Genomic DNA, 12,996 nt, shown 5'->3' on the forward strand with positions numbered 1-12,996 from the left:
AAGCCGTTTTTAACCAGCATGGTCAAAGCGAAGCGTTGCTCTCTGAGTCGCTCTTCAGCGGCTGACGCTTTTTTGCCAGACGGCCTTTTGCCGCCTCCAGTTCTAGCCAGTCTTCTTCATCCAGATCCAGAATCAGATCACTGGTGATCTTGTCTTTCGGGATCTCGCCAAGTGACAGAATCTGACGGGCCAGCACCGCTGCTGAAAGGCGGTTCAAGCTAGCATCACCGCCCAACTCTTCGACGGCTTCCACGTTGTCGCGCATTTTGGCGGGTCGAATGGTAAAAGCAGTATGCGTTTTACCCTCGAACTCGATGCCAATCGGCAGCTTGCCTTCTTCTTTGATCATTCTTCGACTTTCCGTAGTGACATGAGCGTGACATCACGAACTGCCTCATTGTCGACGGTATACTTTTCGCCAACATCTACCGAGAAGCAGTCCATATAACTGATGCGTTTTGCGCCTGCTGCCAGTGGTTCAATAGTCAGCTTGGCACCTTCTACTTCTTCCCAGTTGATCTCACTATCCAGATCAACTGGGACGGTTACCTTCAGCGTGTACTCAGGAATGCCTCTGGCAAACCCTTTTGCACGTCGGGAGCGGTTCATTGTCTTGACCAGCTTTCGGCCCGTGTTGACTTGAGGGTCAACCGACACCACCTCTACCTCTTTGCCATCAACTTCCAGCACAACTGCGCCAGCATATTCTTTTAAAGCCATTATTCACCTCGGCATGTTTAAAAGTCGGGGTGTGTTAAACACCCCAACCGGGTTACAGCAGCAGATCAATCCGGCCAGCAAATACATGCAAGCCATTGACCACATCAGTCGGGATTTTGGCATTTAGCCGATTCGGGTCTTGCGAGTCCCGCTCGCAGATCACGCCATCCTTATTGGCTTCTACCGCCTCGACAATTTCCAGCTCTTCCAGCTTGTACAGCACATCCAGAATCTGCGACCTCACTTTAGGCGGGGTCTTCTCGGACAGCTTTTCGCGAGGGAAGCGCAGGGCGATTCGTTCCCGGATAGACTTACGTACATAATCCAGCGTGCGGATAGTCGTGATATCCAGTAGTGAAATATCCGGGATGCCTTGTGGATCAAGCGTATAGGTCGAGATCGCTCGAACGATCTGGACAATATCTCCCGGACCGACTTCCAGTGGGGTCACACCGTTGTAAAGTGCATTCTCTTGTTCGGTACGAGACAAGCGATTGGCAAATGGGATGACAGCAATCCCAGTCAAGGCCAGTGTGTTCAATGGTCTGGCAGGGTCTTCCTCTGAAGCGATCACAGCTGCATAAGCGGCAGCAACTTCCCACGGCAGGCTTTGCGTACTTGGAGCCAAGCAGCCAGTGATACGACCACTGTTGATTGCGCTGGCCAAGGTTGTAGCGGCAGCTAGTGTTGAAGTTAGTGCATACACACCCACTGCACCACGTTGTTCAATGGAGCCACCTACGGCATCAAGATGAGTCCGCAACTTGGTCAGGTTGGCCGAATCAGTCAACGAACTACAAATGATGGTATGACCAGCGGTATACACTGCTGTTAGGGCGGACTGGATATCTGGATCAGTCGTCCCGCCGCTCATGGCCGCCACCGTGGAGGTGATACCGGCAGCCAACTGTAATACCGTCGACAGCTTGATGCTGTTACCAAGGGTACCTTTGTTTTTAGCGGTCAGTGTGACCACAGCACCCGCTACCCCTGCACTGACAGGCAAATCTGGCTGTTTGGCAAGTTGAGCGTTCAAGGCTGCCGCAACGACAGCGGCGGTATCCCCAGAACTGATCGGAATATCGACTCGGTCATTGCCTACCCAGAGGGTTAATGCACCAGCAGCGGTTGCTGTACCGGCAATGGTGATGGTGCCAGTAGCCGCATTACCTGCTGCGTCATCCAGCGCGATAGCGGAGACCTGTGCATATGGATAAGCCGTAATAGCAGCCTGCGCCATCAAATGCAGGATGGAGCCACGGCCAAAGTAGGTCGCTGCTTCTACATCAGAAAACACATTGGTCAATACACCTGCTGCCAGAGAGCCACTGGTGAGGCGTTGTCCAATCAGCAGAAGCTTTTGTGCATTGGCTGCGAGGGTGCGTACAGCTAGCTTGGTGTTGAATTCAAAATACTTGCCCGGCTTTCGAATGCTCGATGGCAGGGTATCAAAGCTAATATTCGGGCTAGCCATTATTTAGCTCCCTTTACTTTGGCTGGTTCAACAATCAGCAGATCGCCATCAAGTAGACGACGCTGGTAATACACCGAGTCAATGACAGTCACTACCTCGGTGTCGGTGATGTACTCACGTGGCTTATCCTCTTTGGGCACAGACAAGCCAGGTGCTGCTTTTACATTCAGGGTGTCCACGTGACATCCTCCATTAAGGGTTTAGGGTCACCAGATCAGAGGCATCTACCTTGCCGTCATCTGGTTGCAGGAAATAATTGAGCCCAGTACGCAACCAGTCCGGATCAGAAGCATTGGCAGCCGCTTCCGGCATGATTTCAACGTACTTGGTATGGCACTGCAGTGAATACACCGAGATGCCACCATCTTGTTTGCCAACTGAAAGCGCCTTGGTTTTGCCTGGTCTCATCTGGTCAATGGGTAAGCCGAAGTCCTGATTGATCAGGCTGCGGCGGACATCCGACTGCAGCTGGTAACTGCCGAGTTCATTCCTGGTACCGGCCACCAAACCCGTGCGGGCTTCACGTTCGCCCCGCAGGTTTTGAGTGGCGATCAGGATTGACCAGGTCAAAGGGATGAGCCATTTCTGGCGAGAGGTGCCAACGGGTTTTGGCTCACCACCGCCCTCAAAGTAAAGCCAGACTGCAGGTAAGCGGCGAACACCTCGGTCGTCTTCTAGCTGGCCTGCATAACTGTCTACGTCTACCTTATAGCCAGTAGCTTGCAGGGTCGTCCGCAAGCGATTAATCATGGCGTCTTCAATTTGAGCAATCACTGACATCAGTAATCCCTCAGTGTGTCCGCCGTGAAAACCCGTGCAGAACCTACCGCCCGGATACGCTCCGAGGTGGCAGGCTCTTGCTCAATCGGCAGACCAAGGTTGGCGGTGCCATTAGAAATACGTTCCAGCAGGCGAACGGCATCCTTGTAACGGTCACGGATAGCCTCTGTTTCATTGACGGAGGTACCAACCAAACGGTACCGGGCAATGTCACAGCAAATGCCTGTCAAAATGCCTGGTACGCTCGACAGGGGGAGCGGATAGCGGCGAGAAAGATAGGTGTCGATCTCTTGGCTGGCCGTGGTGATGGCCGCAGCCAAAACACCTGCATCAATCAACCCCAGCCGAGCCCGATCCGTGAGCACTACGATTTCATCGCTCCCGAACCGGTTTACCATATCCCCCTGTGTCGCGTAGTCCATCAGGAATTGCTCGCTTTAGGCTTTGCCTTGGTCGTGCCCTTGGCTGTTGATGGTTGCTCTACTACTGCACCTGGTACTGTTGCAGCCTGTTCCTGCGTAACAGCATTTGCAGAAACTTCTGCACTGGCGCTATCGGCAGAAGGCGTTTCCGCAGGTTTATCTGCACCTGGTACAGTTGCAGCCTGTTCCTGCGTAACAGCATTTGCAGAAACTTCTGCACTGATGATCGCTGGACTGACAATGGTTTCTTCTTCCACTAGTCCCAACACCTCGACAGCACCACACTCAACCAGTTCTTTGGCCTGCTTGGCTTCCAACGTGACTACTTCGTGTTCGCCGACCAACTCCCCGCTGTTCAGCAGGGGAGTCAGCACACGGCAAGATACTTTAGCCATATACCAACTCCTTCCCTTACGCCGGGTTCTGGATCAGGTAGCCAGAGGCGATACCAGACAGAACAGGTACACGCTCAAAGCCAACACCGTAGATCCAAGCCTTGTGACTATTTTCGTAGTAGGGCTCTTCCACCAGCGGGTGTCCATTCATGGTGTAGGTGTACCCATAGGATGGTTCTTCAATGGACTGAGAAGCTTGAGGAACATAGGCCAAGACCGCGTTATTACCCCAGATATCTGAAAGCACACCAGCGTCATCTGCTTTTACGCCAGCCCCGACGACGACTTTGTCCAGATCCCACAACTTGGCCAGCATGTCGGTGGTCAAACTGTCACGTCCGGTATACTTCAGACGGTCTTTAATGGTTGGATGTTGCTTCAGCGTCTTCCATGCTTGGGCTGACAGCAGCAACACGTTTGGATACACACCGCAGGATTGACGGACTGCATCCTTGTAGCCTTCCAACTGGCCACCGGGATCGGATGTGGTGTCAGACCATTTAGACGTACCAGTCAAGGCCACTTTGTTACTTGCACCATAAGAGGATGCATTCAGTGCCACAGTAGCCTGATCCATCTCTAGTTGCATCAACAGGTTCTTCATCACCACATTGACCGCACGGCTACCCAAATCAATACCTGGTACAACACTTGCGTCACGTAAATACTCACGTGGAACTGGAGCTTCCAGAGATTGGTTGTTCAGGACAAACGGCTTCCCGAGGTAACCAAACTGGATACGTGCTGTGCGACCACCAGGGGCACGAGCTGCATTGACCTGCAGAAAGTGAGTCTTGTCGAATTCCAGAATCTGACCAGCAGAAACCTCTACTGGAATACGGGGAAACAGTTCGCTCCCGACCAGTCCTTGCTGGCGATAACCTTGCACTACTGTAGATAGAATCGGGTTAATTACCCGCACTTGAGAGCCGGACATTGGCATGATTTATTCTCCTATTGAATGCCGGTGGTTAGCGGGACAGCAGTACTTCGACAAATTGCCCTGCAGCTGTCGATGCTTGGAGTGAATCACCAACAACAAATTGTGGTGGCACACCGCCAGTAAGAATGGCTCCGTTGGCTGCGGTAGAAGTCACCGCAGTTGCTCCTGAAGCAACACTCAATGTAGCGGCAGCAACGACTCGCCCAGTGGCATCCATTACCAACGGAACACCGGCTGCAAAAACACCGCCTGTTTCACAAACAGCGGTACCGTATGCGGCTGCTTCATATGCTTCGCCAGCGGCAGCTGGTCGCTTAGAAATACCCGCTACACGGGCACCGGCAGCAGCGATCTGTGCACCAGCAAAATCCACACCGCGATACTGAGCAACTGCCGAGGGGGCAATAAACGAAAGGCAAAGCAAGTCTCTTGCTTGTTGGCTCATGGTTGTTTCTCCACAATTTTGACGGCAGTCAGATACTCAGTACCCGGATGCTTTTCTTGATATTCAAGGGCACGCTGATGCAGGTTCATTGCATCAGGGTTGACCGTGAAACCACGAGGGGCAGCAAAGTCAGCAGAGCCAGCGCCGAGTTGTTCATTGGCACCATCATGTTCGCCGTAAGACACCTGTTTGGGCACACGAGCCAAGAAGCTCTTGAACCACTCGGTCGCGTCTTTGGCTTCACCAAAGTCGGCGGTTTGCTGGGCATCACCAGCGGCAAAACACAGCAGACCGGTAGCACCTTCTTTATCTGCTGGTAGTAAACGACCTTCTTTGACCAGGCCATCAACGAATTCGCCGAATGAAGCACGGCGGGCAGCACGGTCTACCAGTGCCAACTGGTCTTTCAGGCGCTGGTTTTCGGCTTCCAGCGCGGCTTTCTCTTCTGGGGTCACATGATTCTCCTCACTAGGTTGTGGGTTCGGTTCAGAAAACATCGGATTAACCGGGGCATCTTCATCATCTTGGCGAGCCGACTCTTCAATGCTGCGGATCTGCCAGTCAGGCACGACCTGGTCAGCTTCCTCTCGGCCAAACTTGACTAGTAGCCACTCGCGTAATTTGTTCCATAGTCTTGCATTGACCTCCATTCCCCAGTCAGAAAACTCAATGACCCCCTCAGTGCAGGAGGCAAAGCTGGCGTTTTTGAGACCTTTAATGGCGGGAGCCTGAGCACCAAGGAAGCCCACATGGCGCAGGTAATAAACACCAGGTACGGGGTTGGCAGGACTATCAGGGAGATAGAAGGAGGCAGAGATTTTCTTGTAATAACCTTTGTTGACGATCTCGGCAAATGCCGGATCAACCTGATCGGGCTCAGCAAACATGCCGTCATCAGATACTTGCAGGCTTTTTATCCAGCCATAAGCCGGATCATCGGTGCTGGGATGCCCAACCACGATGGGAGCCTGATGCAATGCAGGGTCATACGCAGCTGCACTGGCCGCCAGATCGGATTCAGAGAATGCCAGCGTGACCCCGCTCATCGCGGTGTGCTTGCCAGCCTTGAAGATGTGTAGAGTTTTGGTATCCATGCCGCTATTGTGCGGCGGCATGGATTATGAGATTAGTTGACGAATGTCAGTTGGTATCTTTGGCGTCGTCTACTGACGAGGAAAATTCTTTTTGTTTTGCATTGTTTGAGTTTGCTTTTGCTTTTGGAAATTTTTCGTTCCATTGCTCAACAAAGCCAGGGATTAACGCAGCAGCCTTTTTAAAGACGGGTAAATCCATGAAGGCATGTATAGGGCTGCCGTAGCTCTGTTTTTCAATCAGACGTAGAGGCTCTTGATCGAAGCGAGTTAGCAGTGAGCCGAACAACTGTCTGGTTAGCTCCTCATCTACATTTTTAGCTTCAGACCGAAATCCTTCATAAGCCATTGCAACAGAGGCTTTAAATGCATAATCTTCTGCCAACCGAAAACGATGGTTGATTTGCAATGTTGCAAGCCAGCTAATCCAAATTGGCCCTCCGATTAGGGCTGCTAGAACAATCAACTGCATTAATAATTGTTGAAGTGTGATACCTGGTGCTGTAATTTTTGTGAGCACATCAATCAAAGTGGAATGGCCATAGTATGCGCTGCCACCAAGCAAAACGATTAAACCACCGGCAATCCACCGAGTGGTTTTTGTTAGTTCCTCCGCGCGATTATTGAATGACGCGGCTAGACCTGAAGTCACTGATGTTCTCAAGGCTTCATTAGCTTTTTCCAAAGCCTCTTTTGCCTCTTTTTGAAGTAGTTTTGTACGATTCTGCATTGACTGAGCATCTTCAAGCAACAAGGCTGCTGTCTTGGCTTGGGTACGTGTTTCAGATAAGAGAGAATTTAAGTCTGCCGACGCTGTATGAAAATCCTCAAGGTCTTGAGGGAGTGACTGGGCCTGATCATGTGCCTTGTTGATTGTATTTAACTTACTCTCTATCTCAGAGTAATTAGATTCAATCTGGTCTATTTTTTTATTTACATTTATAAGTCGAGCTCTCGCTTTTGGTGGCAGAAAATTGGGCTTCAGGTAGACATCGCCTAGCAATGGTGCCAGTTCTTTTTTCCAGCTTGCGATAGTTAGAAGGATTGAGGTACTGGCTTGCTGCGAGTTTCCATTGGTAAAGTATCCTGCATTCTTAAAGTTAAGAAGTGTATTAATTTGGGAGGTAATACTATCAAGTGCTTCTGTACTTACCGTTTGTTCTGTAGGTGCAATGTCCTCTAGTTGATCTGCAATCTCAATTATTAAATTATTTAGCTGACGAATGGATATCGGTGAAGATAATCCATTGGACGAACTGAGCAGCGTTCCATCTCCAATGCTTGCGTAAACAGTTACTAAATTTCGAAGCTCTTTTGTAAGTTGCTCAATCCGAGGATGCATAGTAGATAATCTTCATTCAATTTGAATATTTCAATTCTAAATGGATTAAAGCACTTTGCAACCCAAAATAACCCGTTCAAAGCCCGTTTAAAAACGCAAAACACTACCAACCATATACCAACACCCCAACCACACCGAAAAACACGCCACAGCGCCTGATTTTCATAATCCGATTTTTTGATTCAGAAACGCTTCGATGACATCCAGCACATCGATCTGCGCATCAGGCTGTAGGACACCATTTGCATTGATCGGCAAAAAAGGGCGGGCAGGAATGTTGCTCCCTGGATGATTGACCTGCTTGACGACTCGACCACCAAACGCGAGTGCTTTTTTGTTCTTGGCCCGGATGACATGCGGCTTGGTCTTGCCGCCAAACTGGTGAATGGCTGCATAGACCTTATTACTGCCAATCCATGCCTCGGTCGAGGATGAACCTGCTTGTACGGATGCCGCCAATTGGCCAGTATCCTGCAAGGTAGCTGCTGTGCCATCAATCTTGGCTTTCCAAGTAGGAATACCGCCTGCGGCAAAGTTAGCTTCTGTATGACTTGCTAGCACAGCGGCGATAGATGCCATCACCGGCGAAGAGTCACTCCCCAATCTCGATAGGTGCTCCAGAGCATCTAACAGCGGTTCCTCTTGAATCTCTACTTCAAACATAACCAACCTCTGCTATACTTTAATCACTACACGGTCATGAAATTGCATCCAGAGATATGCGCCCAAAGGAACCGTGGGTAGAAGGCTCGTACTGGCGAGCCTTTTTTATTTTCTGCGGTACATCAACGTTCCATCCCGTTGCTTCTCGATATAGGCCACTCTCGCCTCTGCCGTGGTTGCATCGGTATGGAACACAGTAGACCCTGACCAGCCATCTTCTCCAAACTCGAACACGCCAATCCCGAAGATATCCTGATCGGTCAGCCATGCTTTCAGATAACGGCGTTTCAATAGCCATTTACCAGGCTGCGATCTGGACTCTTCCCAGCGCATCCAAATCTCATCTGGTGATTTGATCGTCTTGGCCAGCGCTGCCAGATAACGCTCTCGACCATTCTTGGTGACTTTCCATTGCCCTTTGCCATCCCTGAACAGATCCGCCGATATCAACAGCCGTTCCTCGGCCACGTCCTTAAATACAGACGGCTGCTCAAGAGAGGCATTGAACTCGCTCAGGAAGGCTTTGATGTAATCCTCATGCGGCAAACCCGTTGGCAGAATCGCTTTTTCTGGCAATGGAGTTGGCGGCACCATTTTGGGCAAGTGCTGACCAGGTAAAAAGGTAGGAGGCAGGTTGTCATCTGGTGGAGGCATGAAGGGCTTAAAGGCAGCCTTGCCGGGGTTATAGTCGAACCCGACATCCGGGCTAAATACAAAGTCCTTACCCTCTATGCCTTTCAAACGAATACCACGCACGTCTATCTGGTGTAGTTCTCCGGTACGCTTATCCAGTCCGGCTTGCTTGGAAACTTTCACCATGTGACCGTCAGATTTGGATACTTTACGGCCTTCACGCTGCACCATCTTGTCGCTTAATGCTCTTACCCGACAACGACAGTTAAACCCGTTTGGCGGATACATCGCATCCCAGACCGGATCATCTGCCGCAAACACCTGACCATTCATGGCACGGTGACTTGGACGGGTACGGCTATCCAGTACTGCCACATACATCCAATAAGGCAATGCGGCCTTGGTAGCTTCCATCTGCTGGTATCGGCCCGCCATGTAGGCCGACTGAAGGTTTGTTTGATAAATCGTCTTTAAACGGCGGGCACTACCTAACTGGATCTGCTCGGCATTCCCTTGGCTGTCTACCACGACTTGTTTGCCCCACCAGCCTTTAGCCTGTAGCAACGGGGTTAGCTCATCTTTGAATTGCTCAACTGTTTTGCCCGTTTTCAGGGCATCTGCCAGCCCTGAGCGGATATCCTGCAAGACATCCAGTCGAACCGCCTTGGCTACGGTAAAGGCACGGGCATGCGCCTCGTTTAACTGATCCTGCCAGTTCCAAGTGATTCGATAGCCCTTTTGCGACAGATATTGCACAGCGGTTGCTGGCTCCATCCCAAAGACGGCTTTTAAATGAACAGGATCAATATTAGGCATCTGTCGCCTCAGACTGAGCAGACAGGCGACCGACCAGATTGGCGATAAACAGAATTCTCCCCAGCTCGGCCTCCAATGCATCGCCATTCATTTTTGGATAGACCTCTGCCAGGAGCCCTAGTAGCTCTGTTTCATCCTTTCCCGCCTTGATGGCAGTAAATACTGGCTTCATCACCTCGGCCATATACTTGCCAAGCTCAGCTGGGTCGGGCGTAGCTAGCAGGTCAATTAGCTGCTGATCGGCAAACTCGGTGGCATCATGCTCTGCAAAGTCGTTGGCCACTGGGGCCGCCAAGCCTTGTGTTTTTCCTGCAGGGGCTGGTTTAGGGATTTCCTCGTAGCCTTCGCCATAGACCTGTTGCACGCTGGCCAGCGTCGGGCGATAGCCGACTTTACCCAGCTTTTCATCGCGATCTGCTCGTTGTTGCAGATCCTCCGGGACCGAACAATCTCGATATACCCTCGGCAGATTTGCACCAGGCACATTAAACGCGACGATCCAGCTCACCAGCTGCTCGGTTAATGTATCAGTCAGCAGGTCAGCATCCGCTTGCACCAGTTCTAGTCGCACTTCATTGTGTGTGCGAGCAGCTGCATAGCTACCCCCTTGTACGCTGGTCGATAACGTTTCCCCCAAGACGGCCTTGCTCATCTCCTCGTCCATGTATCGACAAAGCGATTCATAGGTATTGATTGAGCCACTACGTGCTGCCTCTAGTAGCGTCAACTCCATGCCTTCCGGGATGGCTACCCCTGCGTCATGACTGATGCGCTCCAAGGCATCTAACAATTCTTGCTGCTGATCTTCGGGGGTTCCTTGCGGATATTTTCCTAAAGCAGTAGGTGATCCAAACTTGTCTGCAAACGTAAGCCAGAACTGAATACCTTGACGCTTAAAGAAAACTGGCCAGAACAACCGTGACCCCATACCTAAGCCATAGGGGTTGCCATCCTTTGCCCCATAGCGATGCACGATGAACTTGCCTGGCGGCACTTCTTCTCCCGGCCACATATTGCTCCTGGTGAGCAGTCGAACCTCCTCATTGTCACCAAAGGCAAAACGGCGAGCATCTTTGGCTTTGAACTTGGATACCCATACCTCTGAGCCACGCAACTCCCAGATGATTTCAGCAGCTGCATAACCTTTTAGTACTGCGTCCATCAGATGTTGGCATAGGCGATCAAAGCCAATACTGTTTAATTGCGCCTCAACCAGATCACGGGCTTTCTTATCTAGCCGACTAGGGCTGGCAGCTTCCACGATTATGGGTCTGGCAATCAAAGCCAGCTTTCGCTTCTGTAGTACCGAGAATGCATGACAATCCCGCTCAATCTCATCATAGATTTTTAGACCCTTGCCCCCACCACGAGTCGCCAAGGTGTCGTCCTGTGGACGCATCAGCCCATTAAAGTAAAAGTTGAACGGGTCTTTTGCGGCGGTCGCAATTTCCTGTCTATGTGCAGGCGTCAGTTTCGCGTCCATCAATTTGGCGCTCCATAGTAATCATTCATTTTTTGACCAGCCCTTGCACGGCCCGTCGTTTTGATGCCAGAAGAAGAGAAACCACTGTTGGCAGCTGCCCACAACATCTGCAGGGCATCCGGGCCATCGTCATGGTCGGCTTTAGGGAAGTGTCTTAACTGATCAATCAATGTGGATTGGTCAGGCCCCAGACGAATCAATCCATTGGCCATATGTGGTTGCAGGGTTTCAATACGTAGGATTTTGTCTGCGTTTGGTTGCACTGCTCTGGCCGGTACAGGAATACCTGCTTTGGCTGCACGTTTCACCAGCTCCGTGCGCAGGAACTCCTGAAACTGAATAGTCTCAATCACCCACAAAATGCAGCGGTACTGCTTCTGTAATTCAATGATGTCGCTGATGATGCGGTCTGGCAGGCGTTTGCGGATACCTGCTTCCACTACATCCAGAATGCCGGTCTCTCGGTTAAAACCGCCAACCAGCAGCGCAGACGGGTCACGTGAGTTACCCGCCTTACCCAAGGAGGGGTCACAAGCACCAAAGAAGATCCACTCTCTAAGACGGTTGACCCAGAACTGGATACATTCAGCAAACGGTGCATCATCGCCAGATAACGGATCGTTCTGCTGTTCTGAATCAAAGGCCGCTTTACCATCTCGTGCCCGTTTGATCATTAGCTTGTAGAAGGTGGTACCGCCGGGCCAACAAATCTTGACCCCAGCATCCATCTCCAGCTTGTGGGTTTCGTAGAAAGCTTTGGCGACTTCCTCACCGAGATTGAGTAGCGCCTCTTGCCATTTGTCCCACAGATCCATTCTTTCTGGCCATTGCTCAACCGCTTTAAACTTCTTACCGCTCCACAGCGGGTTTTTTAAGAGCCTTGCCAGTACTGAGTCGTAGTGCAGGATGGTGCCGATAATAAACACGTCTAGGCTGTCATCTGCATAGCCAAGAGATAGCAATGACTTAGTGATCCAAGACATCAACTTGTCGCGTTGCTCCGGGCTACGCACGTTTTCATCGTTCTCTAAGTCATCACCGATTACTAGATCGGGGCGGTAAGCCCCATGGCGTCGACCACGGATTTTTTTACCAGAACCAAACACCTCAACCTTTGCCCCATTAGCCGTTACGATCGTGCCAACCTGCCAGACATTGGTTCGCCCCATCGCCTCCGGATAGTCCAGTTTTAGGCGGGGGTTAAATTCTAACTCTGCCTTGATGGCTTCTAGCATCGGCAATGCCTGGTCAAGCGCATCCATCACAATTAATGGGTATACCTTCCTGCCTGTGACGATGCACCAGATCGTGCCAATCTGCGTAATGATGGTGGACTTGGCATGGCCACGAGGGGCCGCCACCGCATCATGATCACCGATATCGTTGTCGACCACTTCCTGAAAGCGATCAAACAGATACTCATGCACGGTCGCTGGATCATGCTTCACGTAGTGGGGGAAGTAAGTTTGTGCAAATAGCCGGAAGCTGCCATGCGTTGCCTCTCGACGGGCAAGGCTTGCCTTGGGATCTGGATCAAACCCATCACACGAAGTCTCAATCTGCAATTGATACTGTGCAGAAAGTTCCGCCATTTGCTGGAGGAACTCTTTCTTGGTGAGGCGGGTGTTAGTGCGTGTTCTGGTGCTGGCTGACTTGGTCATTTTAGATTTTCCGGGGCGCATCCATACACTTGGTCACCAACATAGAATGCACCAAGCTTGGTGCACTCGGTGCCGACCGCTTGATGGGCAAATATCCATCCCAAGACAAAGCCAATGATCACAAGCCA

The 12,996-nt window shown here is 51.1% G+C and carries 15 protein-coding genes; all 15 read right to left on the reverse strand.

From position 1 onward, the window contains the following. Positions 1–22: 22 nt before the first annotated feature. Complete coding sequence (locus LIN78_RS01915) at positions 23–349, reverse strand: hypothetical protein (RefSeq protein ID WP_227177914.1); 327 nt, start codon at positions 347–349, stop codon at positions 23–25. Continuing rightward, positions 346–720 (reverse strand): phage tail protein, encoded by a 375-nt coding sequence (locus LIN78_RS01920; RefSeq protein ID WP_227177915.1) that lies wholly within the window; start codon positions 718–720, stop codon positions 346–348. Before LIN78_RS01920 ends, LIN78_RS01915 begins: the two co-directional genes overlap by 4 nt. Positions 721–772: 52 nt before the next feature. Continuing rightward, on the reverse strand, positions 773–2,194 hold the full coding sequence (locus LIN78_RS01925) for a phage tail sheath C-terminal domain-containing protein (protein WP_227177916.1): 1,422 nt from the start codon (positions 2,192–2,194) through the stop codon (positions 773–775). Beyond that, the gene (locus tag LIN78_RS01930; RefSeq protein ID WP_227177917.1) at positions 2,194–2,373 is read right to left on the reverse strand and encodes a DUF2635 domain-containing protein; all 180 of its coding nucleotides are present in this window, start codon (positions 2,371–2,373) and stop codon (positions 2,194–2,196) included. The genes LIN78_RS01925 and LIN78_RS01930 overlap by 1 nt, the downstream gene beginning before the upstream one ends. Positions 2,374–2,386: 13 nt before the next feature. Then, entirely contained in the window at positions 2,387–2,974 is a 588-nt protein-coding gene (locus LIN78_RS01935; protein WP_227177919.1) for a phage protein Gp37, read from the reverse strand. Beyond that, positions 2,974–3,396 carry a gp436 family protein gene (locus LIN78_RS01940; protein WP_227177921.1) on the reverse strand — a complete coding sequence of 141 codons (423 nt, stop codon included), beginning with the start codon at positions 3,394–3,396 and terminating at the stop codon, positions 2,974–2,976. Before LIN78_RS01940 ends, LIN78_RS01935 begins: the two co-directional genes overlap by 1 nt. Then, the gene (locus LIN78_RS01945; protein WP_227177923.1) at positions 3,396–3,770 is read right to left on the reverse strand and encodes a hypothetical protein; all 375 of its coding nucleotides are present in this window, start codon (positions 3,768–3,770) and stop codon (positions 3,396–3,398) included. The genes LIN78_RS01940 and LIN78_RS01945 overlap by 1 nt, the downstream gene beginning before the upstream one ends. A gap of 37 nt (positions 3,771–3,807) precedes the next feature. Beyond that, on the reverse strand, positions 3,808–4,734 hold the full coding sequence (locus LIN78_RS01950; protein ID WP_227177925.1) for a major capsid protein: 927 nt from the start codon (positions 4,732–4,734) through the stop codon (positions 3,808–3,810). Positions 4,735–4,762: 28 nt separating this feature from the next. Continuing rightward, the gene (locus LIN78_RS01955) at positions 4,763–5,179 is read right to left on the reverse strand and encodes a hypothetical protein (protein ID WP_227177927.1); all 417 of its coding nucleotides are present in this window, start codon (positions 5,177–5,179) and stop codon (positions 4,763–4,765) included. Next, a complete protein-coding gene (locus tag LIN78_RS01960) occupies positions 5,176–6,273 on the reverse strand; it encodes a phage protease (protein WP_227177929.1) in 1,098 nt (365 codons plus the stop codon). The genes LIN78_RS01955 and LIN78_RS01960 overlap by 4 nt, the downstream gene beginning before the upstream one ends. Positions 6,274–6,319: 46 nt before the next feature. Further along, positions 6,320–7,612, reverse strand: coding sequence for a hypothetical protein (locus LIN78_RS01965; protein WP_227177931.1), 1,293 nt, complete (start codon positions 7,610–7,612; stop codon positions 6,320–6,322). Positions 7,613–7,774: 162 nt separating this feature from the next. Then, the gene (locus LIN78_RS01970; protein WP_227177932.1) at positions 7,775–8,275 is read right to left on the reverse strand and encodes a phage virion morphogenesis protein; all 501 of its coding nucleotides are present in this window, start codon (positions 8,273–8,275) and stop codon (positions 7,775–7,777) included. 105 nt (positions 8,276–8,380) lie between these two features. Next, positions 8,381–9,724 (reverse strand): PBECR2 nuclease fold domain-containing protein, encoded by a 1,344-nt coding sequence (locus LIN78_RS01975; protein ID WP_227177934.1) that lies wholly within the window; start codon positions 9,722–9,724, stop codon positions 8,381–8,383. After that, a complete protein-coding gene (locus LIN78_RS01980; RefSeq protein ID WP_227177936.1) occupies positions 9,717–11,123 on the reverse strand; it encodes a DUF935 domain-containing protein in 1,407 nt (468 codons plus the stop codon). Before LIN78_RS01980 ends, LIN78_RS01975 begins: the two co-directional genes overlap by 8 nt. A gap of 83 nt (positions 11,124–11,206) precedes the next feature. After that, positions 11,207–12,868 carry a phage terminase large subunit gene (terL, locus tag LIN78_RS01985; RefSeq protein ID WP_227177938.1) on the reverse strand — a complete coding sequence of 554 codons (1,662 nt, stop codon included), beginning with the start codon at positions 12,866–12,868 and terminating at the stop codon, positions 11,207–11,209. Positions 12,869–12,996: the final 128 nt, after the last annotated feature.

Source organism: Leeia speluncae, from assembly GCF_020564625.1.
GTDB classification, from domain to species: domain Bacteria; phylum Pseudomonadota; class Gammaproteobacteria; order Burkholderiales; family Leeiaceae; genus Leeia; species Leeia speluncae.

Coding starts and splice junctions, on each gene's coding strand:
- LIN78_RS01915 (WP_227177914.1), bottom strand. CDS start 349: ATGATCAAAGAAGAAGGCAAGCTGCCGATTGGCATCGAGTTCGAGGGT.
- LIN78_RS01975 (WP_227177934.1), bottom strand. CDS start 9,724: ATGCCTAATATTGATCCTGTTCATTTAAAAGCCGTCTTTGGGATGGAG.
- LIN78_RS01980 (WP_227177936.1), bottom strand. CDS start 11,123: ATGCGTCCACAGGACGACACCTTGGCGACTCGTGGTGGGGGCAAGGGT.
- LIN78_RS01940 (WP_227177921.1), bottom strand. CDS start 3,396: ATGGACTACGCGACACAGGGGGATATGGTAAACCGGTTCGGGAGCGAT.
- LIN78_RS01925 (WP_227177916.1), bottom strand. CDS start 2,194: ATGGCTAGCCCGAATATTAGCTTTGATACCCTGCCATCGAGCATTCGA.
- LIN78_RS01965 (WP_227177931.1), bottom strand. CDS start 7,612: ATGCATCCTCGGATTGAGCAACTTACAAAAGAGCTTCGAAATTTAGTA.
- LIN78_RS01970 (WP_227177932.1), bottom strand. CDS start 8,275: ATGTTTGAAGTAGAGATTCAAGAGGAACCGCTGTTAGATGCTCTGGAG.
- terL (WP_227177938.1), bottom strand. CDS start 12,868: ATGACCAAGTCAGCCAGCACCAGAACACGCACTAACACCCGCCTCACC.
- LIN78_RS01950 (WP_227177925.1), bottom strand. CDS start 4,734: ATGCCAATGTCCGGCTCTCAAGTGCGGGTAATTAACCCGATTCTATCT.
- LIN78_RS01960 (WP_227177929.1), bottom strand. CDS start 6,273: ATGGATACCAAAACTCTACACATCTTCAAGGCTGGCAAGCACACCGCG.
- LIN78_RS01935 (WP_227177919.1), bottom strand. CDS start 2,974: ATGTCAGTGATTGCTCAAATTGAAGACGCCATGATTAATCGCTTGCGG.
- LIN78_RS01955 (WP_227177927.1), bottom strand. CDS start 5,179: ATGAGCCAACAAGCAAGAGACTTGCTTTGCCTTTCGTTTATTGCCCCC.
- LIN78_RS01920 (WP_227177915.1), bottom strand. CDS start 720: ATGGCTTTAAAAGAATATGCTGGCGCAGTTGTGCTGGAAGTTGATGGC.